At 72.2% G+C, this 23,929-nt stretch carries 21 protein-coding genes; 12 read left to right on the forward strand and 9 right to left on the reverse strand.

Annotation, left to right across the window (positions count from 1 at the left end):
• Nucleotides 1-50: 50 nt before the first annotated feature.
• Nucleotides 51-575 carry a hypothetical protein gene (locus tag ACZ7BZ_RS30885; protein WP_470361194.1) on the reverse strand — a complete coding sequence of 175 codons (525 nt, stop codon included), beginning with the start codon at nt 573-575 and terminating at the stop codon, nt 51-53.
• A 162-nt stretch (nt 576-737) separates the two neighbouring features.
• On the opposite strand from ACZ7BZ_RS30885, the gene ACZ7BZ_RS30890 reads away from it, so the two are divergent.
• Nucleotides 738-2,549: a zinc-ribbon domain-containing protein gene (locus ACZ7BZ_RS30890; RefSeq protein ID WP_470361195.1), complete on the forward strand. Its 1,812-nt coding sequence runs from the start codon at nt 738-740 to the stop codon at nt 2,547-2,549.
• Nucleotides 2,550-3,433: 884 nt separating this feature from the next.
• On the opposite strand, the gene ACZ7BZ_RS30895 is transcribed toward ACZ7BZ_RS30890, so the two are convergent.
• The 4 genes from ACZ7BZ_RS30895 to ACZ7BZ_RS30910 form a co-directional block, all read right to left on the reverse strand.
• The gene (locus tag ACZ7BZ_RS30895) at nt 3,434-4,873 is read right to left on the reverse strand and encodes an MFS transporter (protein WP_470361196.1); all 1,440 of its coding nucleotides are present in this window, start codon (nt 4,871-4,873) and stop codon (nt 3,434-3,436) included.
• Between the two features lie 155 nt (nt 4,874-5,028).
• On the reverse strand, nt 5,029-5,823 hold the full coding sequence (locus ACZ7BZ_RS30900) for a phosphatase PAP2 family protein (RefSeq protein ID WP_470361197.1): 795 nt from the start codon (nt 5,821-5,823) through the stop codon (nt 5,029-5,031).
• Nucleotides 5,823-6,677: a prolipoprotein diacylglyceryl transferase gene (gene lgt / locus ACZ7BZ_RS30905; RefSeq protein ID WP_402478945.1), complete on the reverse strand. Its 855-nt coding sequence runs from the start codon at nt 6,675-6,677 to the stop codon at nt 5,823-5,825. Before lgt ends, ACZ7BZ_RS30900 begins: the two co-directional genes overlap by 1 nt.
• Nucleotides 6,678-6,780: 103 nt before the next feature.
• Nucleotides 6,781-8,130 (reverse strand): SulP family inorganic anion transporter, encoded by a 1,350-nt coding sequence (locus ACZ7BZ_RS30910; RefSeq protein WP_470361198.1) that lies wholly within the window; start codon nt 8,128-8,130, stop codon nt 6,781-6,783.
• Nucleotides 8,131-8,379: 249 nt separating this feature from the next.
• Between ACZ7BZ_RS30910 and ACZ7BZ_RS30915 the strand changes: the two genes are divergently transcribed.
• The 6 genes from ACZ7BZ_RS30915 to ACZ7BZ_RS30940 all read left to right on the forward strand — a co-directional run bounded on the left by ACZ7BZ_RS30915 (nt 8,380) and on the right by ACZ7BZ_RS30940 (nt 14,406).
• Complete coding sequence (locus tag ACZ7BZ_RS30915) at nt 8,380-9,015, forward strand: MarR family winged helix-turn-helix transcriptional regulator (RefSeq protein WP_470361199.1); 636 nt, start codon at nt 8,380-8,382, stop codon at nt 9,013-9,015.
• Between the two features lie 136 nt (nt 9,016-9,151).
• Nucleotides 9,152-10,276, forward strand: coding sequence for a phosphate ABC transporter substrate-binding protein PstS (pstS, locus tag ACZ7BZ_RS30920; RefSeq protein WP_470361200.1), 1,125 nt, complete (start codon nt 9,152-9,154; stop codon nt 10,274-10,276).
• A 154-nt stretch (nt 10,277-10,430) separates the two neighbouring features.
• Nucleotides 10,431-11,162 carry a PP2C family protein-serine/threonine phosphatase gene (locus ACZ7BZ_RS30925; RefSeq protein WP_470361201.1) on the forward strand — a complete coding sequence of 244 codons (732 nt, stop codon included), beginning with the start codon at nt 10,431-10,433 and terminating at the stop codon, nt 11,160-11,162.
• Nucleotides 11,150-11,578 (forward strand): PP2C family protein-serine/threonine phosphatase, encoded by a 429-nt coding sequence (locus ACZ7BZ_RS30930; RefSeq protein WP_470361237.1) that lies wholly within the window; start codon nt 11,150-11,152, stop codon nt 11,576-11,578. Before ACZ7BZ_RS30925 ends, ACZ7BZ_RS30930 begins: the two co-directional genes overlap by 13 nt.
• 728 nt (nt 11,579-12,306) lie before the next feature.
• Entirely contained in the window at nt 12,307-13,743 is a 1,437-nt protein-coding gene (locus ACZ7BZ_RS30935; protein ID WP_470361202.1) for an alkaline phosphatase family protein, read from the forward strand.
• 33 nt (nt 13,744-13,776) lie between these two features.
• Nucleotides 13,777-14,406 (forward strand): hypothetical protein, encoded by a 630-nt coding sequence (locus ACZ7BZ_RS30940; RefSeq protein WP_470361203.1) that lies wholly within the window; start codon nt 13,777-13,779, stop codon nt 14,404-14,406.
• A gap of 663 nt (nt 14,407-15,069) precedes the next feature.
• Here the strand turns inward: ACZ7BZ_RS30940 and ACZ7BZ_RS30945 are convergent.
• Nucleotides 15,070-15,810, reverse strand: coding sequence for a pyridoxamine 5'-phosphate oxidase family protein (locus ACZ7BZ_RS30945; RefSeq protein WP_470361204.1), 741 nt, complete (start codon nt 15,808-15,810; stop codon nt 15,070-15,072).
• Between the two features lie 306 nt (nt 15,811-16,116).
• Between ACZ7BZ_RS30945 and ACZ7BZ_RS30950 the strand changes: the two genes are divergently transcribed.
• Together ACZ7BZ_RS30950 and ACZ7BZ_RS30955 are read left to right on the forward strand one after the other, a co-directional pair.
• On the forward strand, nt 16,117-16,632 hold the full coding sequence (locus tag ACZ7BZ_RS30950; protein WP_470361205.1) for a MarR family winged helix-turn-helix transcriptional regulator: 516 nt from the start codon (nt 16,117-16,119) through the stop codon (nt 16,630-16,632).
• A 78-nt stretch (nt 16,633-16,710) separates the two neighbouring features.
• Nucleotides 16,711-17,439 carry a DUF429 domain-containing protein gene (locus ACZ7BZ_RS30955; RefSeq protein ID WP_470361206.1) on the forward strand — a complete coding sequence of 243 codons (729 nt, stop codon included), beginning with the start codon at nt 16,711-16,713 and terminating at the stop codon, nt 17,437-17,439.
• A gap of 866 nt (nt 17,440-18,305) precedes the next feature.
• On the opposite strand, the gene ACZ7BZ_RS30960 is transcribed toward ACZ7BZ_RS30955, so the two are convergent.
• Nucleotides 18,306-18,956 (reverse strand): phosphatase PAP2 family protein, encoded by a 651-nt coding sequence (locus ACZ7BZ_RS30960; RefSeq protein WP_470361207.1) that lies wholly within the window; start codon nt 18,954-18,956, stop codon nt 18,306-18,308.
• A 360-nt stretch (nt 18,957-19,316) separates the two neighbouring features.
• Between ACZ7BZ_RS30960 and ACZ7BZ_RS30965 the strand changes: the two genes are divergently transcribed.
• The 3 genes from ACZ7BZ_RS30965 to ACZ7BZ_RS30975 all read left to right on the forward strand — a co-directional run bounded on the left by ACZ7BZ_RS30965 (nt 19,317) and on the right by ACZ7BZ_RS30975 (nt 21,049).
• Nucleotides 19,317-19,544: a hypothetical protein gene (locus tag ACZ7BZ_RS30965; protein WP_470361208.1), complete on the forward strand. Its 228-nt coding sequence runs from the start codon at nt 19,317-19,319 to the stop codon at nt 19,542-19,544.
• Nucleotides 19,545-19,736: 192 nt separating this feature from the next.
• Nucleotides 19,737-20,135, forward strand: coding sequence for a BlaI/MecI/CopY family transcriptional regulator (locus ACZ7BZ_RS30970; protein ID WP_470361209.1), 399 nt, complete (start codon nt 19,737-19,739; stop codon nt 20,133-20,135).
• Entirely contained in the window at nt 20,132-21,049 is a 918-nt protein-coding gene (locus ACZ7BZ_RS30975) for a M56 family metallopeptidase (protein WP_470361210.1), read from the forward strand. Before ACZ7BZ_RS30970 ends, ACZ7BZ_RS30975 begins: the two co-directional genes overlap by 4 nt.
• 705 nt (nt 21,050-21,754) lie before the next feature.
• Here ACZ7BZ_RS30975 and ACZ7BZ_RS30980 read toward each other — a convergent pair.
• A complete protein-coding gene (locus tag ACZ7BZ_RS30980; RefSeq protein WP_470361211.1) occupies nt 21,755-22,837 on the reverse strand; it encodes a bile acid:sodium symporter family protein in 1,083 nt (360 codons plus the stop codon).
• A 307-nt stretch (nt 22,838-23,144) separates the two neighbouring features.
• Nucleotides 23,145-23,894 (reverse strand): polysaccharide deacetylase family protein, encoded by a 750-nt coding sequence (locus ACZ7BZ_RS30985; RefSeq protein WP_470361212.1) that lies wholly within the window; start codon nt 23,892-23,894, stop codon nt 23,145-23,147.
• Nucleotides 23,895-23,929 lie beyond the last annotated feature (35 nt).

Genomic DNA, 23,929 nt, shown 5'->3' on the forward strand with positions numbered 1-23,929 from the left:
AGCGGCCCCGCCTGGCCGGTGATCTCCAGTCCGCCCGGACGGCGTCGGTGTCATTCCCCCGCGGTGAGCCAGCGCAGGCGCCCATCCTTGGGAGACCTCCGGCAGGTGAGGGCCAGGCCCTTCGAGGAGGTGGCGGTGGCGCCGGCCTCGCGGCACTTGCGGTGGGGTTCGTTGCAGCTTCCCTTCTTCTTGCCGGGCACCTGGGCGCAGTTCTCGGTGTCGTGCGCTTCCTTGCCCTCAGGGGAGAGGTTGTCGTAGTTGCTCCCGTCGTGCCGCCCAGGGGAGTCTCCGTCCGGGCCGGCCGTCGCTGTCGGCTTCCCGGCCCCGCCGCTCCCGGTGGGTGCTGGAGCGGTGCCGGCCAGGGGTGCGGTCGGCGAGGACGTCCGGGCCGGGGCCGGCGGAGTGGAAGCCGCCATCGGCACGGGCGACAGCGGTGGGACGGACAACGGCAGTGCGGATGACGAGGCGGCCGTGGAGGACGGGTCCGGCGCAGCGTCGGGCGACAGACCGGTGCCGCAGGCCGTGGCCATGCCGAGGAGCGCGCCCGCGACGGACAGCGTTGCGACCCTCGGCACGGAGCACTTTTTGATCATGGAGCGGGGCATCGGTCAGTGTAGGCAGTCAGTGATCTTGGCCGATCGCGGCACCCGTCACGGTGGGGAGAAACCAAGGATCGTAGACGTACTGCACGGACCCCGCCCCGGGGAACAGCAGGTGACCATGAAAGAATCCTGCAGGTGAGCCCTATATCGCCCGGGAAGCCGGTTCAGCTGTGTTCGGATCCTGGTTGTTCGCAGCCGACCGCGTACCGGACGCGTTCGCGCGATGCCTGGTGCGACGATCACATCACCGGCATCCTCCGCGTCGGCGGCCTGGAGCCGCTGGAGCCGTTCGCGAAGCCGACGGCGTGGCGCCTGACTCGGTGCCTGGCGTGCGGCTGCGAAGCTCACTACCGCTTCGAGTACACCGTCTCCAAGAACGCGGAGGGCGAGGCGACCTGCCGGGCGTGCTACTGGCGCCAGTGGGCGCAGGACGAACGACGGCGCCACGGCGCGTACGCGGATCTGACGCCGGTCCCTGCGGCTGAGGCGAGGGAGCACGCGGAGAAGCACGGCTACGACTACCTGGCAGCACTGACCGACCCGTCGTACCGCGACGACCCTCATCACGTCCGGTGCCGGTACTGCAACCGCCTCGCTGCCGAGCGGCTGGGGGACATCGCGTTCGGCTGCCGGTGCCAGACCAACCCGAGCCGCGCCCGGCAAACTCCCAACCCTCCCGGGCAGAAGCAGCGCGCCCTGCTCAAGGACTCCGGGCTCCCCGTCCTCGACTGGTGGGACCACGGAACGAACGACCTCGCGCAGTGGGAGACCGTCACCGTCACGGCCCGCCGCGAGGCGGCCTGGCGGTGCCCCGAGTGCGACCTGCGGTTCACCGCGCGGGTCCACGACATGCTCCACCGGGCGCAGTGCCCCTCGTGCGAACCGAAGCGCCGGGCCGAGTGGGAGGCTGAGTACGAGCGCTACCAGGTGACCCCGGTCGCCGACGTGCCCGAGCTGCTCGTCGCGTGGGCCGACGATGAGGACCCCCGGACCGTCCCGGTCGCCGGGTACGGCCGGTTGCACCGGTTCCGCTGTCCGAGCGGGCACCACCCGCGGGTGTCGCCGTACACCTACCTCCGATCGGGTTGTCCGTCCTGCCGGAGCCAGGAGACGCGCACGGCCGGCCTGGAAGCCGTCGAAGTCGATCCGGCCCCGTTCCGGCTCAGCCCGGAGATCGCCTCCCAGTGGCACCCGACCCTCAACGGGCGCATCAGTCTGGCCAAGCTTTCCCCGCGCTCACGCAGGACCGTGTGGTGGCGCGACCCCGGCTGCGGCCATGAGTGGCAGGACACGCCGGAGCAGCGGGACAAGGGCCAGCGTCTGCGCTGCCCCGAGTGCCGCACGATCCTGGACTCGCTCGCCTTCCACTTCCCGGACCTCGCGGCCGAGTGGTCGCCGGTGAACCCGGTCTCTGCCTGGCACGTACGGCCGTCCGGGCAGACCGTGTTCGTCCCGACCTGGGTGTGCTCCGCCAGCCCTGAGCACGTGTGGCAGGCCTCCCTGCCCTCCCGCGCCGCCGGCAGCGGGTGCCCCGAGTGCAGGGAGCACGGCAAGTCGCAGATCGAACTGGACCACCACGAGGCGGCGGAGCGCGCCTTCGGCAAGGCCGCCTCCGGCCAGGCCGTGCGCCACGGCGCGTTCGTCCGGCGAAGCGTCTGGCACGTCGACATCACGGTCGAACTCGGCGACGGACACATGCTCGCCATCGAGTACGACGGCTCCTACTGGCACGCGGACAAGGCCGATGTCGATGAAGAGAAGTCCCGCGACCTGCTCGCCGCCGGCTACCTCGTCGCCCGGCTTCGCGAACATCCCCTCCCGGCCCTGCCGATCGACGACCCCGGCTACTCCGAGTTCGTCGTCCACTCCGCCGCTCGCGACCCCGATGCCGTGATCAGCCGGGTGAAGCAGTGGGTGTCGGAGCGCCGACTGCCGGGCTCGTGGTGAGGGAAGGCCGAGCTGTGACCTGGGCTCCGCCTGACGGTTGCCGGGCAACTCATGCGGACGGCCGCGTGCGGATGACCAGCACGTCCAGGTGCAATTCATCACGTGGCACCGGCATACCGGCCCAGTCTGCAAGCATGGCAAGGACGTTGATGGGTCGTCTGGGTGCGCACTCGACGACGGGAGGCCGTCCGGCCCATCCGTGAAGTGGCTCAGCGTCGCGCGGGCTGCGGCCTCGGCGTCGGCCGCGCGCTGGCCAGCCGCTACGGATACCGGCTTCCCGCTGCCCGGAGACGAAGGCTTCGATCAGCAGGAGGTCGGCCCCTCCAGCGGTGAAGCGCTGGGGCTGGGTGGTCACGGTCGCACTCGGGACGAGGGTACGCAGGCGGGAGAGCATCCATGCGGTCTGGGCGATCCCGGTGGCCAGCGCTCCGGCGCCGGCGACGGCCGACCAGGGCCGGTTCCCCTCCCCCGTACGGGCCCGGCCCAGCCAATGCCACCCGTCGCCGCTCGGCTCGGGGACCGGGACGGACATGGGCGCCTCCACCGCCGGACCGCACGCTCCCCGTCCGCCAGATCACCGGCCAATGCCCGGACCGCGCCTTCCGGATCGTCCCCGCACGACAGCACCGCTTTCTCCGGCGAGTCGACGGCCGCCCAAGCGAACTTGGACGGCGCCCTCACCGAACCGATGTCCGCACCCACCACACGCATGAATCCACTCCTCTCCTCGCAATCCCGGAATCCGCGCTCACCCAGCCACCGCCGCGCTCGCCCGGGCCGCCGAGCATCTGCCCTGCCCGACTGAGCCCCACCCGAAGGGCACCGAACGGAGACCGCCCGGGGAGCCCATCAACTCCCCTTCCCCGGTGTGATGTTGCCACCGCCTACGACGGCGCCCTCCTGCGACGGGAGGTCGCGGTGCTCACCAGGGCGAGCGCCGCGAACGCAAGCAGGGCCAGGACCGCGTTCCGGGCTCCGGTGTCCTGGCCGCTCAGGTGGAGGGCGAGGGTGACGGCGGCCACGCCGGTGGCGGTGCCGAGGCCGCGGGTCATGTTGACCATGCCGCCGCCCGTGCCGGCCGAGCGGCTGGGGATGGCCTTCATGACGAGGGTGTTGTTCGCGGGCAGGAAGACTCCGAGGGCGAGACCGAGCAGGGCGAGCGGGTACGGCAGGACGGCCGCGTGCTGGGGTACGGCGGCGAGCAGTGCCAGGGCGACGATGCAGCCGGCCGCACCGTAGCGGCTGCGCCGCTGGTCGTCCCAGGCACGGGGCAGGAGGCGGTCGGCGGCGGTCGCGGCGAGGGCGAAGCCGACCGGCAGCGCGGTCAGCACCAGGCCGGCCGTCAGGGGTGAATCGCCGTGGCGGTCGAGTTCGACGGGCACCAGCACCAGGGGACCGAAGAGGACGAGGTAGCCGCACAGCCCGGCCAGCAGTCCGGGGCCGACCGGACCGCGGCGCAACAGGGTCAGATCCAGGAGCGGGTGGTCGAGGCGGCGTTGGCGGCGCAGGAACGCCCACGCGGCGAGGGCGGCGCCGACGCCGAGGGCGGCGGCGGTCCACGGCGGCAGGCCGAGTCCGGAGAGGACGGACAGGGCGAGCAGGGCCAGGGTGGTGGTGGCGGCGAGCAGGTGGACGCCGGGCAGGTCGAGGCGGGAGGTGGTGGCCCGGTCGCGGGTGCGGGGCAGGAGGTAGTACCCGGCGGCGAGGGCGACGATGCCGACCGGGACGTTGACGCCGAAGACCCAGCGCCAGCCGGCGGTGGCGACGAGGGCTCCGCCGATGGTGGGGCCGAGGGCGAGTCCGACGGCCTGTCCGGCGGCCTGGATGCCGAGGGCGGTGCGCATCCTGCCGGGTGGTGCGCTGGTGGCGACCAGGGCGACGCTGTTGGCCTGCATGAGGGCGGCGCCGACCGCCTGGAGCACGCGGAAGGCTACGAGCGCGGTGAGGGTGGGTGCGAGGCCGCAGGCGGCGGACGCGGCGGTGAAGACGACGAAACCGTACAGGTACATGAGCTTGCGGCCATGGACGTCGGACATGCGCCCGGCGGGCACCAGCAGGGCCACGAGAGTCAGCAGGTAGGAGAGGGACACCCATTGGACACCGGCCAGGCCGGCGTGGAACTCGGCGCCGATGGGCCGGTAGGTGAGGGTGACGATGCTCGCGTCGAGCTGGCCCATGAAGGCACCGAAGCAGACGGTGGCGACCGAGAGGCGCCAGGCGCCGGGGCGGTCGCGTATCACGCCGGGCCTGGGCCGCTCGGTGGTGAGTAGCGCCCGTAGGCGCGGGGTGGAGGATGCCGGGGTGCTGCGGTCGCGGACCGTCATGGCGGATACCTCGATCGGCTGGTCGGCGAACGGGCGGGGCCGCCGCCCGTGGGGTTGTGCTTCCAGCGGCGGCCCCGGGTCCAATATATATCTGTCGCCGATATGATCGGTAGAGGATGTACTCGATGTCCGATCGATTGATTCCCCCGGAACCCTCAGGCGAGTGGCGCCCGGAAGGACCGGAAGGAGAAGCGGACCGTCCAGCGGGCGGCGGCGAAGCCGGCGCCGATGGTGAGCAGTCCGGCGAGGGCGTCGGCCTCGAAGTGGTTGGCGGTGGAGAGGATCACGGCGAGGGTCGCGGCCGGATAGCAGAGGGCGGCGGCGCGTACGGCCCGGTTGCGGGCGTGGCGGTACAGCACGACGGCGCACCAGGTGGACCAGACGATGTGGACCGAGGGCATGGCGGCGTACTGGTTGGAGACGGTGTCGACGGAGCTGGAGGCCCAGGAGCCCCAGGTGTGGTGGACGACGACGGTGTCGATGAAGCCGTCCCCGGTGAGGAAGCGCGGCGGGGCGAGGGCGTAGAGGTAGAAGCCGGCGAGGGCTGCCGCGGTCGCCGCGTACAACGCCGTCCGGGCCTCGCGGAAGTGCTCGGGGCGGCGGACGTAGAGCCAGAGCAGGGTGCCGATGGTGACGATGAAGTGCAGGGTCGCGTAGTAGTAGTTCATGCCGGTGATCAGCCAGGTCACGTGGTCGGCGGCGTGGTTGAGCGCGAGTTCGAAGCTGAGGTGCAGGCTGCGTTCGGCGTCGAGGATCTCCTGCGCGCGGTGCAGGGCCGCCGCGCGGTGGTCGGGTACGGCGTTGCGGCTGACGGTGTAGAGGGCGTATCCCGCGGCGGCGAGCAGGAGTTCGGCCCACCAGGCCGGGCGTGGGCGCCTGGTGGTGGGTGCGGGGCGGGCGGCCGTGGCCGGGGCGGCTGCGTCGTGCGTGGGGGCTGCGGGGTGGGGCATCAGCTGGTGGCCTTGATCGGTTCGGCGGGTCGGGGGGTGCGGTGGATGCGGTCGGCCGGTGCTTGCCTGTGGCGGGTGGCGACGAGGCAGGCGACGGCGAGGGCGAAGCCGATCAGCGCGGTCCAGATGTTCAGGCGCAGGCCGAGGATGTGGTTGGCGTGGTCGTCGCGCAGGGCCTCGACCCAGGCGCGGCCCGCGGTGTAGGCGGCGGCGTAGAGGGCGAAGAGGCGTCCCGAGTGCAGGTCGAAGCGGCGGTCGGCCCACAGCAGCAGGGCCACGCACCCCAGGTCCCACAGCGACTCGTAGAGGAAGGTCGGCTGGTAGAGGGCGATGTCCGGGGTGGCGGCGGGGCGGTGGGCGGGGTCGATGAGCAGGCCCCAGGGCAGGCCGGTCGGGTCGCCGAAGAGTTCCTGGTTGAAGTAGTTGCCCCAGCGGCCGATCGCCTGGGCGAGCACCAGGCCGGGGGCGAGGGCGTCGGCGTAGGCGGCCAGGCGGATGCCGTGGCGGCGGCAGCCGATCCAGGCGCCGACGGCGCCGAGGGCGACCGCGCCCCAGATGCCGAGGCCGCCGTCCCAGATGTAGAGCGCACGGATGGGCTGCCGGCCCGGTTCGAAGTACAGCTCGGGGTCGGTGATCACGTGGTAGAGCCGGCCGCCGACGATGCCGAACGGCACCGCCCACAGGGCGATGTCGGCGACGTGGTCCGGGTTGCCGCCGAGGGCGGCCCAGCGGCGGCGGGTCAGCCAGACCGCTGCCCCGATGCCGGTGATGATGCACAGCGCGTAGGCGCGGATCGGTATCGGTCCCAGGTGCCACACACCCTGGGAAGGGCTGGGCAGGTACGCCAGATGCATGAGGCCGGTCCCCTCGCGGCCGGGCGCGGCGCAGGTCCTGCCGCGCGAGGGGCACCACAGTACATCGGGCACCGATTAGCTCGGTAACCGCAGCATCTCGCGGTTACGAGCGGGCAGCCTGCGGACGCCACCGACGGTGCAGTTGCGCCGCCGCCCGCGGAAGAAGGGAGGCGGCCGCGCCCAGCAGGAGCGCGTACTGGAGCGGGAACTCGGTGGCGGCGAGGAACGTCAGCGCCGTCGCCGCCCGCTCGTGCGGCCCACGCAGCCAGGCCGCCCGGAGCTCGGGCAGGCGGGCGAGCGCGAGTTTCGCGCCGACGACCACCAGCAGGGCCCCGATCACCGGCAGCGGGATCAGGCCGACCGCGCGGCCGCAGGACGCGACCAGGACGGCCAGGGCGACTCCGGAGACGGCGCCGGCCCAACGGGTCCGGGCCCCGGCGGCCACGGCCACCCCCGTGCGCGAGAGCGAGCCGCCGACCGGCATCGCCTGGAAGAACGCCCCCGCCATATTGGCCGCGGCCTGGGCGAGGACGTCCCGCGTACCGGCCGCCCCGTGCTCGCGGCCGCTCCGGTCGTGGCCGGCCTGGTCGCCGGAGATCCCGGCGGCCTGGGCGAGGGCCACCAGCGCCACCGCGCCGGCCCCCGGAGCCAGTTGGACCAGCACGCCCCAGGCGGGCAGCGACAGGTGCGGGAGGCCGGAGGGGACGGCGCCGAGCGAAGCGGCCAGCGGCACCGGTGCCGACCAGGCCCGCACTCCCGCGCTCCCGACGACCAGGGCGATCAGCACCGCGTGCGGCCGCGTCCGGTGGAAGCGGTAGGCCAGCAGCCACACCGCGACGGTCGCCGCCGCCGTCCAGGCCGCCGCCGACGACCACCCGCCCGGGTGCGCTGCCCACCCGGCGATCCGCAGCAGCTGGTTGTGGTGCCCGGCGCGGTAGCCGGTGGCGTCCGCCAGCGCGCCCGCGACGATCTGCACGGCGATGCCGACCGCGAACGCCGCCATCGCCCCGCCGCACACCAGCCGCAGCGCCGACCCCAGCCGCAGCAGGGCGAAGACGGCCATCGCCACGCCGACCAGCAGCGCGAGTGCGGCCACGTTCGCCCCGTCGGAGGGATCCAGGCGTGCCTCGGCGAGTACTTCCTGCGAGGTGAGGGCGATCGCACTGGTCAGCGTCGTCACCATCAGCACCGAGCGGCACAGCAGGGCGCCGACGACCGCGGGCACCACCCCCGCGTACAGGCCCGCCGCCGGATCGAACCCGGCGATCGCCGCGTACGCCATGCCCTCGGGCACGCTGAACAACGCCACGATCACACCCGCGCGCACCTCCCCCGCCCACACCCCGGCCCGCCTCCGCCCCGGCCCCGGCCCGGGCCCGGCGCCGGCCTGGCCGGGCAGCAGACACACCTGCGGGTCGGACCGGTCCGTGCCGGCCTCGTTCACCTGATCCACACGGTCCTCCCGGACGGGCGGGCACGGCGCACCCCACCCCCGACACGCCGCATACGTACAGTCACCTGAACGCCCAGGGTGCTCGCCCGCACCGCCCGAACGGCCGACACGACACCGCCATGTCCACCGTTCGGGTGCTCCTTCCCCGCAGGCGCGACCCGGCGCGTCCGCATGCCGTACAAGCGCCACCGGGACCACCCGGGCACACGGAGGACCGCGACCCGACCGCAGCATGGCTAGGTCGGCACCATGGCCAGCCCGACCGCCGACACCAGCACCCGCCCCGACCTCGAACAGCCCGGCCTCGACGCACGCCTGCTCACCGAGGCGATCACCGGCCTGCGGCGAGCACTGCGCTCCTCCCTCCGCACGGAACTCCCGCCGGAGACCCTGCCCATCGCGCAGGTCGAGATCCTCCAGTCCCTGGCCGAAGCGCAGACCGCCTCGGCCCGGCAGCTCGCCGAGCGGCTGCGCCTGGCTCCGAACACCGTCTCGGGCCTGCTGACGCGGCTGATGACGGCCGGACTGGCCGACCGGGGCACTGACCCCCGCGACCGCCACCGCGCCGTCGTCCAGCTCACCGACGAGGGCCGCGACCACCTGGCAGCACGCGCACGAACGGCGGATCGGGGCAGCGCTGGATGCCCTCGACCCCGGCGAACGCGCCGCCCTGGCCTCCGCACTGCCCGCGATGAACTCCCTCGTCCACAGGCTCCACTGCCAGCTCGCCACGCGACCATCCGGCCGACTGATCTGACCTACCGCCAAGATCCCTTCGGCAGCGGCGATGCCCGATCCAGGAACCGCCTCAGCCAGCACGGTCACTCCTCGCCACAGCCGACGGCAGCCCCTTCAGTCCACTCCGTTCACTCCGTATTCGCTTGAGGCCGAAAACGCGTTCACCTCCGCCGTCTACGTTCGCCTGCGCCGGAGAGCCGCTCAGGCCCCGGATATCGCACGCTCCATTCCGGGGACGCCACCCGCGTTTCCGAGGGCCGTGTCAACGAGGGGAACGAAACAGATGCTCCAGCGGAACCGACGGTCCAGCAGCCTCGCCCTGAGCGCGGTGGCACTGGCCGGCGCCCTGTCGCTCACCGCCTGCGGCAGTGACAACAACACGGGAACCACCGCCGCCAGCGGCTCCACGGCCGCCGGTTCTTCCGTCAAGTGCGGCAAGAACGGCTCACTCCTCGGCGCAGGCTCCACCGCGCAGTCCCCCGCGATCGACGTCTGGAAGACCACCTACGGCGCCGCCTGCTCCGGCACAACCGTCAACTACAGCGGCGGCGGCTCCGGTGCCGGCGTCCAGCAGTTCACCCAGGGCAAGGTCGCCTTCGCCGGCTCCGACTTCGCCCTCAAGCCGGCCGATGTCGACGCTTCCAAGGCCGTCTGCACCGGTGGCAAGGCGATCGACCTGCCGATGGTGGCCGGTCTGGTCTCGCTCGTCTACAACGTCGAGGGCGTCGACAACCTGGTCCTGGACGGCCCGACCGCCGCCAAGATCTTCGACGGGCAGGTCACCAAGTGGACCGACCCGGCCATCGCCGCCCTGAACCCGAGCGCCAAGCTGCCGGACGCCGAGATCCAGACCTTCCACCGCTCGGACGACTCCGGCACCACCTTCAACCTGACCTCCTACTTCGCCAAGACCTCCGGCGGCGCCTGGAGCGCCGCGCCGGACAAGGCGTGGAAGGGCAAGGGCGGCCAGTCCGCCAACGGCAGCGCCGGCGTCTCCGCCCAGATCAAGCAGGTCAAGAACTCGATCGGCTACGCCGAGCTGTCCTACGCCCAGACCAACAACCTGAAGAGCGCCAAGATCGCCACCGGCGCCGCCCAGCCCGTCGAAGCCACCGCCGCCAACGCCGCGCTCACGCTCTCCACCTCCACCGTCACGGGCACCGACGGCGACCTCGCCCTCTCCCTGGACTACGGCACCAAGGCCGACAACGCCTACCCGATCGTCCTGGTCACCTACGAGATCGCCTGCGACAAGGGCAACAAGGCCGACACTCTCGACACCCTGAAGTCCTTCCTGACCTACACCGCCGGCGACGACGCGCAGAAGGCCATCGGTACCAAGGGCTACGTCCCGATGCCTTCCGCCATCGGCGACAAGGTCAAGACCGCCATCACCGGTCTCAGCTGACCCGAGTACCCCGCACGACCTCCCGGTACCACCATGCCCCCTACCGGGGCGCGGTGGTACCGCACGGCCACAGACAGCACCGGAGCCCCTGCAAACCGCACATGCGCCCGCCGACACCGCGGCGCACAGTAGGGACATGGGAGTCCGCGCCCCCATGTCCTACCCACGGCAGCGCAGCACCGCGCTGCTGATGATCCCGCTCGCCCTCATCGTGGTGATCGCCGTGGTGGACCTCCGCTCCCCCACCACGATCCATCTCGGCCCACTCCTGGTGATCTCCCCCGCCCTCACACCCTCGTTCGCCGGACCGCGCCTGATCGCCCTCGTCGGAGCTGTGGCCATCGCCGCCCAGGTCCTCATCGCCTTCCTCCACGGCGGCATCACCACCAGCAACCACATCGCACAGATCACCGCGCTGACCGTGCTGTGCGTGCTCATCGTCACGTTCACCGCGATCCGTGAACACCGGGCCAAGCAACTCGCGCGCGCCCAGTCCGTCGCCGAGGCCGCCCAGCTCGCTTTGCTGCGCCCACTGCCCGAACGCCTCGGGCCGCTGCGGATCGCCACGATGTACCTCGCGGCCGAGCGGGAGGCGCAAATCGGCGGCGACCTCTACACCGCCACCCGCACCGCCCACGGGACCCGCATGGTCGTCGGCGACGTCCGGGGCAAGGGCCTGGCCGCCGTCGGCGAGTCCGCCCTGGTGGTCAGCGCCTTCCGGCTGATCGCCGCACAGCACGACACCCTCGCGGAGCTCGCCGCCACGCTCGACCGCAATGTGGGCCGTTACCTCGCCGACTTCACCGAGGAGAACGGGGACGCCGTCGGCACTTCATCACCGCGCTCCTGCTCGACCTGCCCGACGACGAGCCCATCGCCCACCTGACGAACTGCGGGCACCCCCCGCCCCTGCTGCTGCGCGACGGCCGCGCGGAGCCGGTGGACTCCGTGCCGCCCGCCCCTCCCCTGGGCGTGAACTCCCTCGGCAACGGCCACTACCCCGACACCCGCGTTCCGTTCTCTGCGGGTGACACCCTCCTGCTGTACACCGACGGGGTCACCGAAGCCCGCGACCGCACCGGGGAGTTCTACCCGCTCGCCGAACGCGCCGCCCAGTGGACGAAGTGCTCCCCCGAGGCACTCGTGCACCACATTCGCCGCGACCTGCTCGCCCACGTCGGCCATCATCCGGACGACGACGCCGCCGTCATCGTCGTCCGACGGGCCGAACCCGCCGCCCGCACCGGATCCTTGCCGTCCGCGTCCTCACGCGGCCACGGTCCGTCCTCGCTTCACCGCTGACGCCTCTGCTTCTGCGTCCCGACCGGCCACCACCGACGTCGTCGTCGGGTGCCCCCATCGCCCCGAACCCGCGACCCGGCCGCGCCACCGGCCACCGCCGGGCGGCCGGCAATATTCTCTACAGTGCGTAGTAGCTTTGGGACGAACAGGGCGATCACCAGAGCCGCCCTAGGCCCCGGTCCGTCCTCGCCACCCCGACGGACGCCGCCGTGGGGGCACCCCAGAGAGTGCTGGAGTGCCTGGCTGAGGCCTATCCGGACCCGTCGCGGCCGACATAGCCCCACCCCCCACCGCGGGCGCGGCGCAGGTACTGGTGGGTGGCGCGCGGGCCGCGCAGCAGCAGGCGGTGGGCCAGCCGTGGACGGCGATCCCGTGCCCGGTGCCAGCCCCGGGCGCGCCGGATGGATCGGCATGGTGCACCGGTGCCCCGTTGAAGTGCGGGGGCGCGACATGGCCGGCTGATCCTCTCGCGATGACGGGGCGGGCATCTTCGACCGCCGAATACTCTATAGCTCGTCGCATCCAAGGGCCGGTCGAGCTGCGGCCAACGCCGGAAGCCGAGAGCGGCCGGCGCCCCGAAGGCGACATCAGATCGTGAGCGTCCCATTCCTTTCTGTTCACTCGGCAGGCACCCAGAGTTCGGTTTACTCGGCGGTAGGCGCTGTCTGCGCGGTGAACAGTGTCCCGTCGGCGGGGAAGGCCCCCGCCGCTCGCACTGAGGGAGCGTCATGGCACGTCTCACGATCGGCCGCTGGGGACGGCGGCTGATATCCGGGGTGGCGGTGATGACGGCAGCCGCCACGCTGGCGCCCGCACCCGCCTCGGCCCACGACGCCGGCCAGCCCACTGCCCACAAGATCGGCCACGTGTGGACGATCATCCTGGAGAACAAGTCCTACGAGGCGACGTTCACCGGCCTCAACCAGAACAGCTACCTGTGGAAGACCCTCCCCCAGTACGGCGAACTGCTGCGCCAGTACTACGGGACCGGCCACTACAGCCTCGACAACTACGTCAGCCTCGTCTCCGGCCAGGCCCCGACCCCGGACAACCAGGCCGACTGCGCGCAGTACAAGGACGTCAGCCCCGGTACCCCGGCCGCCGACGGCCAGGTCAACGCCTCCTCGGGCTGCGTGTACCCCAGCTCCGTGTACACCCTCTTCAATCAGCTGGACGACAAGAACCTCAGCTGGAAGGCGTACATGCAGCAGATGGGCAACACGCCCGGCCGCGAGGACGTCTACCGCTGCGGCATCCCGGGCGACCCGTCCGGCGCCGGCGTCCCGGACCCGGGCGGCGCGACCGCCCAGGACCAGTACGTCGCCAAGCACAACCCGACGGCCTGGTTCCACTCGCTGATCGACGACCCGCAGGAGTGCGCCAACGTCGTCCCCCTGGACGGCCGCCCCGCCACCGCGGACCACCCGGCCCTCACCGGCCTGGCCGAGGACCTCAAGAGCGAGGACACCACCCCGGCGTTCTCCTGGATCACGCCCGACAACTGCTCGGACGCCCACGACGCCGTCTGCAAGGGCGACAACTCCTCCGGCGACCCGAACGACCACCAGGGCGGCCTCTACGCCTCGGACCGGTTCCTGGAGAAGATCGTCCCGCAGATCATGGCCTCGCCGGCGTTCCAGCACGACGGCATGATCCAGATCATCTTCGACGAGGCCTTCCCGCCCTACAAGATGTACGGCAACTCGGTCACCGACTACACCGGCAACAAGGACCCGAAGCTCAACACCCCCACCGACACGGCCCAGTCCGTCGTCGCCTGCTGCAACGAGCTGCCCGGCCCGAACACCACCCAGCCCGGCTTCCAGGCCTTCGGCCAGGACACCACCCCCGGTGGCGGCATCACCGGCGCGCTGCTCATCTCCCGCTACATCAAGCCGGGTTCGATCAGCGACCAGCCGTACAACCACTACTCCTGGCTGCGCAGCATGGAGGACCTCTACGGCATCGAGCACGGCGGCACCGACGGCCGCGGCCACCTCGGCTACGCCGCCGCGGACGGGCTGCGCCCGTTCGGCGCCGACGTCTACAACAACCCCTCCGGCCACGCCCTGCCGCCGGCCCCGTCGGGCACCCTCGTCTACCCGGCCACCGGCCGCGCCGACGAGCCGCAGACGCCGGTCACGGCCTCGCCGACCGGACAGTGACCTCCCGGAACCCGTGAAGGACCCCCAGCACCGATGAACGCTGCGAGCACCGCAGCGCCGCGCCGGGCCGACGACCGTCGGCCCGGCCCCCGGCGCACCCGATCCCTCCTCCGCCCGGCGGCGCTCGCCTGCGCCACCCTTGCCCTACTGCTCTCCGGCTGCACCGGGGAATCCTCCGACGGCCGGCGCAACGCGACCGACACGGTGAAGGACCTCGGAGCAGTCCCGATCCCCACCGCGCCCACGGCCCGCGCGACGCCCGTCGCCGACGAGCAGCACCTGCAGCTCGTCGCCATGGGCGACACCGTCCAGGCCAAGCTGCCCGAGGGCGGCGCGCTGGTGCGGGCCGTCGGGCCCGCCCAGGACGCCACCGGACCGGCCACGGGCGGCAAGCCGCCCGAGCACACCACCGGCACCTTCACCGTCACCTTCGGGCAGGCCACGGCCGCCGTCACCGTGGCCGCCGCCGACTTCTCCTCGCGCGACGAGCAGGGCACCGACGTCCCGCTCACCGCCACCGGCCCGGCCACCGTCACCGCCGCACCCGGCGCGACGGCCACCCTGACCCTCGTCGGCACCTACCGGCCCGGCTCCGCGCAGCTCACCTGGCGGCACGACGGCAAGCCGGTGACGGTGTGGGACTTCACCATCGAACTGGACTGACCGGAACCCGGCCGGACGGCCCGGCCGCCACGGCGCACCCGGACCCCATCCTGCCCCGCTCGGGTCAGAGCATGGCGTGTCGTCCGGACACCTCAGCAGGCCCTGCGGCCGATGCCGTGCAAGAGTTCGAGGGCGAGGACCCGGTCCAGCCGGACTCCGGTCCCGAAGCGGCCGCCGCCCGTCAGCTCCCCCGGTCGTCCAGGCCCCGCCGGAGGGCACGAAGCGCGCCCCGTTCATCCAGGTTCTCGTCCAAGCCGTCGAAGCCCGCCTGGACAACGCCTGCGTCGAGTACCCCGGAGGGGGCGCAGACGGGGTCGGCCCCGGCCACCGGCGCCAGCGGGGTAGTTCCGCGCCGGCGGCCGTCGGCTCGGAGGCGGTGGGCCGGACGGCCAGGTGGGCCGGGGCCGTGCCGGGCAGAGCAATCACGGCGGTGTCGGCGTCGGCGACCAGAAGGGCCTGCTCCGCGATGAGCTGCAGCGCGTGGGCGCTGTCCGTGTCACCGAGGATGGCGGTGGTGATCCGGGTGTGGGCCTGCTGCCACGCTTCGCGAAGTCTCGTCCGCTCCAGCAGGACGGCATGGTCCACTGCCGCGCCGGCTGCCGAGGCCAGCGCCTGCAGCAGTTCCTCGTTCTCGGCGGTGAAGGGCCCCGGGGAGTGCCCGGCTTACTGCTGGTCGGCCAGGTAGAGACCGACCGCACTCCCGTCCGCAACAGGGGTGGAGGTTGCCAGCAGGGCGGTGACCGGCGGCGCACCTGCGGGGAACCGCGCGGTGTCGGTCACACGGACGGTGCCCTGGTCTCCGAGCAGGCCTCGGAACGCACGGCTCCTCTTGATGACCTCCTCACGCCGCCGGGCATCGATGCTCTGGAGGCCGCCGTGGATCACCGCTCCGGGTTGGGTGAGCCCGTCACCGGGGACCAGGACGGCCCAGCTCGCGCCCGTCAGGTCTCCTGCGGAGGTGACCAGTTGGTGAAGGACCCGGGCGAGGTCGCTCTCGTCGGTGACGGGCGTCACCACGCGTAGCAGCGCGCGGATCCGGCCGTGGATTCGCTGAACCTCACGGGCGGTGGCCAGGAGGTTCTCCATCGCCTGAGCGAGGTCGGCGAGCAGGCCGATCTTCCCGGGATCGTGGATACCACGGATGCGGCCGGCGACCGTGCCGCTGTCGACGGTCCCCGTCTCGGGAATTGCCCGGTCGACCTGGAAGACGACGACGTCGCCGTCGCACAGCCCCTCCAGACTCCGGTCACCGCCGATGACGACACCGTCGTGGTCCACGAGGAAGGGGACCGGGACAACCAGCGGCAGGGCCTGCTCGGTGAAGACCGCACGTCCATGACGGCACGCGGCAAGCAACGCGAGGCACTGTGCACGATCGAGTTCGGAAGTGACATGCTCGGTCACAGTGCCAGTTTCGGCCCCGTGGCCGCGGACGTGCTTGGGCCGTTCGTCCCCTGAGTCGGGGGGCTGGGCACAGACCGCCGTCCCCACGTGTGGTCGCGTCGACGGCGAGCCCCGAGCGCGCCCACGGCCCGCCGAAGGCGCTCACAACCGCTCGGGGCTGCAGTCCGAGCCCGGTTCATGGACCCGGCGCTGCAGGAGGCTCCGGGTTCCTGGGTCTGCGGTCCCTGCGTGCCGTACAAGCGCCACCGGGACCGCCCGGGCACACGGAGGACCGCGCCCCGACCGCGGCATGGTTAGGTTGGCACCATGGCCAGCCCGACCGCCGACACCAGCGCCCGCCCCGATCTCGAACAGCCGGGCCTCGAAGCGCGCCTGCTCACCGACGCCATAACGGGACTTCGCCGGGCCCTGCGGGCCTCGATCCGCTCCGACTACCCCTGGGAGACGCTCCCGATCGCCCAGGTCGAGATCCTCCAGTCCCTCGCCGAGTCCCAGCCCGCCCAGGCCGGCCAGCTCGCCGAGCGCCTGCGCCTGGCGCCCAACACCGTGTCCGGACTCGTCAGCCGCTTGATGGCCGCCGGCCTGGTCGACCGCGGCACCGACAGCCGCGACCGGCGCCGCGCCGCCGTCCAGCTCACCGAGCAGGGCGCCGAACGCCTCGCCGCCTGGCAGCGCGCCCACGAGCAGCGCATCGGCACCGCCCTCGACGCGCTCGACCCTGACGAACGAGCCGCCCTCGGCGCCGCCCTGCCCGCCATGGTCTCCCTCGTACGCCAGCTCCACCACCAACTCGCCGCCTCCGAAAGCCCCGCGGACGGCTGACCGCAAGCCGATCCGACGGCAGCCCGGACGACGGCAGAAACCTGTCCACGGCGCCGCGCCTCCGCCATGATGACCCCCGTGCGAAGCATCGGGATCGACCTCGCGGCAAGCCCCGCCACCACAGCCGTCGCCGTGCTCCACTGGAACGGCGGCGCCGTGACCGCCGACCCGCCGCAGCTGCGCTGCACCGACGACGACCTGCTCGCCCTCCTCGCCGGCCTGCTCCCCGGCGAGCGCGCCGGTGTCGACTGCCCGTTCGGCTGGCCGATCCCCTTCATCCAGGCGATCACCGCCCACGCCCGTCACGAAGCATGGCCCGGACGCGGCACCACCAGCACCGAACACCGCCCGTCGCTGCGTCACCGCCGCACCGACATCGCCGTACGGCAGGCCCTCGCCCCGAGCCTGCAACCGCTGTCCGTGTCCTTCGACAAGCTCGGCGCCACGGCCGCGCGCTGGGCCCACCTGGCCGACGAACTCGCCCACCGCGGCCACCCCGTGGAGCGCACCGGGACGGGCCCCGTCGTCGAGGTCTACCCCAAGGCCGCCCGCCTGCGATGGCAACTCGGCACACAACGATCCATGGACGACCTGATGAAGGCCACACCCTTCCTGCACTGCTCGCCACAGGTCCGGGAGGAGTACGAACGCAACGAGCACGCCTTCGACGCCCTCGTCGCAGCCCTCGTCGCCCGGGCCTGCGCCAAGGGCCTGACCCGCCCGCCCGAGCCTGAGGACGCCCCGGCCGCCGCCGTCGAGGGCTGGATCCATCTGCCCGACGCGGGAAGCCTGCACAGCCTGCTATAGGGGCGGGCCGCGGCAATCGATATCCGGGAAGCGACCGCATCCCGAGCCGCCATCCACCGAGTCCTCGCCGCACGCACGAAGCGGCGGCCCCTACCCGGAGGTCGCGAGCCGGCCTGCACCGACTTCGCCGCGATGCGGGCCGACGAACTGTCACGCCGCCGGGGAACTGGAGCAGGCCTCCGCAGCGGCCCGGGAGGCGAAGGGCCGGCCGTCGCCCTGGCCCACGCCGCCGATCAGGGCCTCGCGGTTCCTGCGCTGCCGCGATCTCCCCGCCGGAGAAACAGGCCTCGTGGAGCACTCCGATTACCAGGCTGAGGGGCCGCTGCCAACACGATCACGAGAACACTCGGCGTGGGCGGAACGACCGTCTCTGGCTGGAGACGTGAAAGCCTGTCGACGCTATGTTGAGTGACGCTCAGCTCTGGAAGGAAGGGGGAAGAGTGGTAGATCATCCGCCGGGCAGCGGCAAGCCGCCGCCCGGAGACAGGTTTGTCTTCGTGGTCTTGGTACTGCTGGGAGTTCCCTTCGTCCTGTTCTTTCTGTGGCTTTTGATAACCGGCCATGGCCCGTGGGGAAGCGGTGGCAATATCCCCGGCCCTGGGCATATCTAGTACCCGGCACCGGAAATTCGATCAAGATATGCGGCGGGGCGTCGGAGAACCTCATCGACGGCCTTCGTCCACACTGGGCGATCCGGGGGGACTGGCTCCACAGGACACCGAGTACGGTGGTCCCCGGCCGGACGAGAACCATCTGCCTGACGTCAGATCCTTGGCCTTTAGTGCTCACGTGCGGGTCGGCCGGGCGGGTGGACCGACCTGTCGCGGTGAGTGCAGGATCTGCCGCACGGCCCCCGCCGTGCGGCGTCAGCGGGCGGAGCGCCCTGCCATCCCTGGCGCCGCGGTCACCAGAGGTCGAAGCCGCCCCTTGGCCAGGCCGTTGACGACCGGGGTGGCGAAGCGGCGAAGGGCCAGGCTCGTCCCGTACGCGACGGGCATCGCGATGACGGCGGCACCGATCACGTCGTGGGGGTAGTGGGCGCCGACGTAGACCCGGGTGAACGCCTCCACGACGGCGAAGACGGCGGCGATGGAGCTCAGCCGCTTGTCGAGCAGGAACAGCGCGGCGACGGTCGCGGCAGCGGTGGTGGTGTGGCCGCTGGGAAAGGCGTAGTCGCTCGGCGCGGGGCAGGCCTCGACGACGTAGGCGTGCGGCATGGAGTGGCAGGGGCGGTCCTCGGCGACGATCTTCTTGATCGCTTCGGCGACCGCGAACGCGGCGACGACGGACACCGGGACGGCCAGCGCGAGGGCCATGGCGGTGGCGTCCCGGCGGCGGGCGTTCCACCACCCGATGAGCATCAGCATCGCGAACACGCCGAGGCCGAGGTTGGTCCAGGCCTCGACGGGCTGGTTCAACCATGGGGTGTCCTTGGCGATGCCGGTGACGGAAGTGAACAGCGAGCCGTCGATGCCGGAGCCGTCGAACGCGAGGGGCAGCGCAGAGGGGGATGTCATCAGGCGCGATCTTTCGGGGTCGGGGTGGGAGGGGTGCCGCTACAGCCCCTCCGACCGGTTGAATCGGCCGCCTGGGTTCTGTGGCGAAGGGGCAATGTCGGCCAGCCGCCGCCCCCTTCTCCCGTGAGGCGAACTGACGCAACAGCGGAATTCGGGTGAACACTCAGCGACCGAAGCGCAAAACTACTACATGCTGTAGAGCCCGGCATGGCAGGCCAGCGGCCAGCTGGGCGGCACCCGCCAACCCAGCTCTACAGGCTGTAGTAGCTTTGGCCTGTGCAGGGCGATCCCCGACGTCTCGGGCGCCCGAACCGCCGGACAGCCGCCGTTGCGGGCCCAGAACGCTTTGGAGTGACCGTTGTGACCCATCCGGATCCCTCGCCTCCCGGCATAGCCGCGCTCTCGCCGCGGGCCACCAGCCGCAGGGCCCGCACCAGTGGTCGACGCCCGGCCGGCGAGCGCGCCCCGGTCCTCGCCGTCATCACCAGGGCCGGCGAGCTCCTCGTCTTCGTCCTCGTCCTCGTCGTGCCCTGCCTTCTGGCCGCCGGGGTTGCCACAGGGCTCGCCTTGTGGCTCCTGATGGGCTGACGAGCAGCCCTCGGCCGGAATGAGTTACCGGCTCGTGGCAGCGAAAGCTCTCGGTGAGGCCCCCTGGGCCTCCCGCGGGGCGGGGATACTGGTCGCAGGCGCCGCCACGACGGGTTCCACCGAACCCTCGTCCTGCGACGCGACGCGGCGCCGACCGGTGCGGTGACGAGGAACGGAAGAGGCGCTGAAACCATGACCAGAGGCGGTAACGGATCTGCCGAGGGCGGACGGCGCGCGGCCGGAGAGCTGGAGTCGCAGGTGCTCGCCGTGCTCTGGGCGGCCGACGGCCCGATGACCGCCGCGCAGGTACTCGACCGACTGCCTCGCGGCCTCGCCTACACCACGGTGCTGACCATCCTCTCCCGCCTGGCGGCCAAGGCGCTGGTGCGGCGCGAGCGCGCCGGCCGCGGGTACGCCTTCGAACCGGTACGGGACGAGGCCGAGCACACCGCCGCCGGCATGCACGCACTGCTGGCACGCGGCAGCGACCGACTCGCCGTACTCGCCCGGTTCGTCGACACCCTCTCCCAGGAGGACGAGAGCTCGCTCCAGGAACTGCTGCGCCGGCACGAGACGTCCCGAGAGCTGTGAGCGTCGATGTGTACGCACCGCTGCTGACCAGCGGGCTGCTGGCCGCCCTCGGGCCGCGATTGTCGCGACGGCTGTCGCCGAAGGTCGCGGCGTGGGCGCTGCTGTCGGGGGCAGTGGTCTCGGCCGTGTGCTGGGCCGGGTCGCTCGCCCTGCTGGCCTCCACCGGGATCGGGCAGATCCGGCTGGTCGCCACGATCGGCCAGTGGTCGCGCCGGGCATTGCGCGCGCAGGCTCCGGTGAGCCAGACCGTTTCCTGGGGCTGCGCCCTGGTGCTGGCGGTCGCGGTCTGCATGCTACTCGTGGCGGCCTGCCGGCGGGCGGCTCTCCTGCGCGCCGCCCGTCGGACCTGCCGCAGGCTGCGCGGGCACCGGGAACTGGCCGTCCTGGAAGACTCGTCACCGGTCGCCTACGCCCTTCCCGGAGCACCGGGGCGGATCGTGGTGTCGACCGGGATGCTGAGGATGCTGGACGGGCCCGAACAGCAGGCGCTGCTCGCCCATGAACGGGCTCACCTGAGGGGACGACACCACCTGTTCCTGCTCGCGCTGCACCTGACGGCTGCCGTCGACCCGTTCGTGCGGCCGCTGGCCCGAGAAGGCGCCTTCGTGCTGGAGCGGTGGGCGGACGAGGAGGCCGGGCGGGCCGTGGGTGATCGTACGGTGGTGGCGCGCGCCGTGGCCCGCGCCGCGCTCTCCGCCGGGCGTACCCCCGCCGGGGCGCTCGCCGCGACGGAAGGCCCGGTACCGCGACGGGTGCGGGCGCTCTTCGCACCGGCACCGCGCCCCAGGCTGACACCGCTAGCGGTCGGCGCCCTGCTGCTTGCCCTCTCCACTGGCAGTCTCGCCGCGGCCTGGCACGACACGGACAAGATGTTCGACAAGGCGGCGCGCCCGGCAACGACGGCCCGCCCGTAGCCGACCGCCCCGGCGCTCGGTGACCGCACGCGCGCTCGATAGCCTCGCCGTGACATGGCCACGGAACCAGACGGAGGGGGAACTCGGATGCACGACGGTAAGGATCGGGACCACCTGCCCTCTGGGCCAGGTGATCGGCCTGCACCCGAGCAGCAGCGTGCGCAGCGGGTCACCGGCAGAGCGGCCGCCCCTCCTCGTGAGGCGCTGCGGCCTGACCGCTCGGCACCGGGCACCGGAGACCCGCGCCCGGGTCCCGGGTGGGAGACGACGGCGATCGCGCTGATCACGGCTCTGATCGTCCTCATGGCGGCGATTCCACTGATCAGCTCGGTCCTGGGCCGGCCGGCGCACCGTCATGGACCGGCGCAGCGTGTGCACATCCTGCGCCAGTGCTGCGGCAATCAGGGCCGTTGCCGGACGGCTCGCCGACGTCGGCACGTCTGCCCTCCCGCCTGGCGCCGACACGGCACACCCCACTGAGACTCGCCGCCTCGTCTTCGGGTTGCTACTGCCGGACCTTGGCCCGGGTGCCAGCCCCGGGTCCTTCCACCACCTCCTGGTGACCTGCACGGCGTTGACCGATCGGTACGACCATCTACGCCGTGCCCTCGAAGGCGTCAACGAGGTTCTGCCCAACAAGCGCCGCCCGCGCTCGAACGGCCGCCCCGGGTATCGCCGTCTTCCTTCGAAGTGGCCCCGCCGCATTCATCTCTGGTGCGTCACGATGCTTGTCGGGAGTGGAAGTTCGCTCCGGACCCCCGTCGGCTGCAGACGGGGCGGGCGCCCCGCCGCACCGGCCACGATCTTCTGCAACAGGCTGTAGGCGAGGATCGGCAGCAGTACCTCGGGGCGGTGGGCGAACCAGCCGGCCGCGAGTACCGCTGCCGCACTGCTGTTGTTCATCCCGGTGGCGAAGGTCAGGGAGATCCCGTCAGGCCGGTCACACCCGGTCCATCGGGAGAGCCACCGACCGCTGCAGAACGTGAGGCCGCACACCGCGCCGGCGATGCCGAGCACCGCCACCATCAGGTCGGGATCCGGATGGGCGACCACCTGTCCCAAGGCGCCGGCGGCATTGGTGTAGCAGAGCAGCAGGATGTTCACCAGGTTGACGGCCTTGACGGCGGGCAGCGCGCGGCGGATGCGCTCCTCACCGAGCACGGCGCGCACGGCGATGCCCGTCAGGCACGGCAGGACCACCGACAGCAGCGCGAAGATCCCCGCCCCGGTGCGGGCGACGGTGTCGACGGTGGTCGTGTCGTCCAGGACACCGGCGCCGTGGGGACCGACCAGTCGGCCTGCCACGTCCAGGCCGAGGGGGACGGTGAGCGGGCTGAGCAGCGTGGAGCCGATCACCATAGCGACGACCAGGGGGACGTTGCCGCCCGCGTTCTGCCCCCAGGACGCGGCGCCACCGGCGATAGGCATCGCCAGCACCAGCAGGAGTCCCACCACCAGCCCCTCCGCCTCCGCAGGGTCGGGCCAGGTCCGCAGGCAAAGCCCGACAACGGGCAGGAGGAGCAGGGGCAGCAGGGCGTTCGCCGTGATGCCGAGGATCAGACGCAGGGGTCGCAAGGCCACGACGCGCAGCTCGGGGATCCGCACCCCCAGGCCGGCGTTGAACAGCATCACCGCCAGCAGCGCCATCGGCAGCGTCATCACGGCCGAGCTCGCCGGGACCCGCAGCACCAGCTCGCGAAGAGCTTCGCCGGGGGCGGGGAAAGCGCCCGCCAGCGCGTAGCAGACCAGCATCAGTCCCAGCAGCCACCGTTGGGCCACCGCGATCATCTTCATCACGCAGAGCAGCCTATCCGCCACTCATTGTTTCCGTTTGTTACCCGCGATGGCTTGGCCTCGCACCCGGCCATGCCCCTGCCGGTGCCGGAGCACCGCGGCGAGCGCGAGTACGGCGGCGGTCTGGACGGCGCCGGGGCGGAAAAGGCACAGCGGCCTCCGAGCAAGTCGACCGGCACCCTTTCATGGCCACCCGAAGGCCCTCAAGGCCCCGCCGGGACGCCCCTGGGACCGCGCGCCCCGGCGTCGGCCGGCTACCGCTCGGGGGGTCCGGGCGGAGCTGGCGCCCCGAGGCACTCGTTCACCCGGCGCCTTGCCCGCGGCCGCGCCGGACGCCGTGGTCGCGAAGCGGGCCGACCTCCCAGCCGCTGGTGGCGCAGTGTTCGAGGAGGTGGGGCATGGCGCCGAGCGTTGACTGCCAGGCAGCGGGGGCGGAGGTGGAGCCGGAGTCGTGCAGCAGGATCGTGCCGCCGCCGTGCAGGTCGGCCGTGACCGCATGGTGGATCGATTCGGGCGTGGTGCGGATGGTCCAGTCCTCGCCCCGGCTGGTCCACAGCACGGGAGTGAGGCCGAGCCGTCGAGCCGCGAGGTGGCCGCCGACGGTCATGACGCCGCTCGGGGGACGGAACCAGCGCGGCGCGGTGCCGGTCAGGTCGACGATGGCGTCGCGGGTGCGGCGCAGGTCCCGGTGGGTGGCACGGGGGCCGCGCAACAGCCGCGGACGGTGACCCCAGCCGCGGACGGCGATCTCGTGGCCGGCGTCGGCGATCTCCCGAACCAGAGCGGGAGCCCTTTCCGTCATGGAGCCCAGCAGGAAGAACGTGGCGCACACATCGTATTTCTGGAGCAACGTCAGGAAGTACGGCGTGGAGACGGGATCAGGGCCGCCGTCGAAGGTGAGGGCGACGTGGTCGGGACGGCCCGACCCGGCAAGACGGGGCATCAGCCGGTTGCGCAGCGGCCCGTACTTGGAGACGACCGGAGCCGCGTGCGTGGCGGTGACGGCGGCAGCAACCGTAGCGCCGACACCCAGAATCGCTCGGGGATACATGAGACGACCTCAGGAAGGCGTGGTAAGCGCGCCAA

The organism is Kitasatospora sp. NPDC036934 (genome assembly GCF_055608425.1).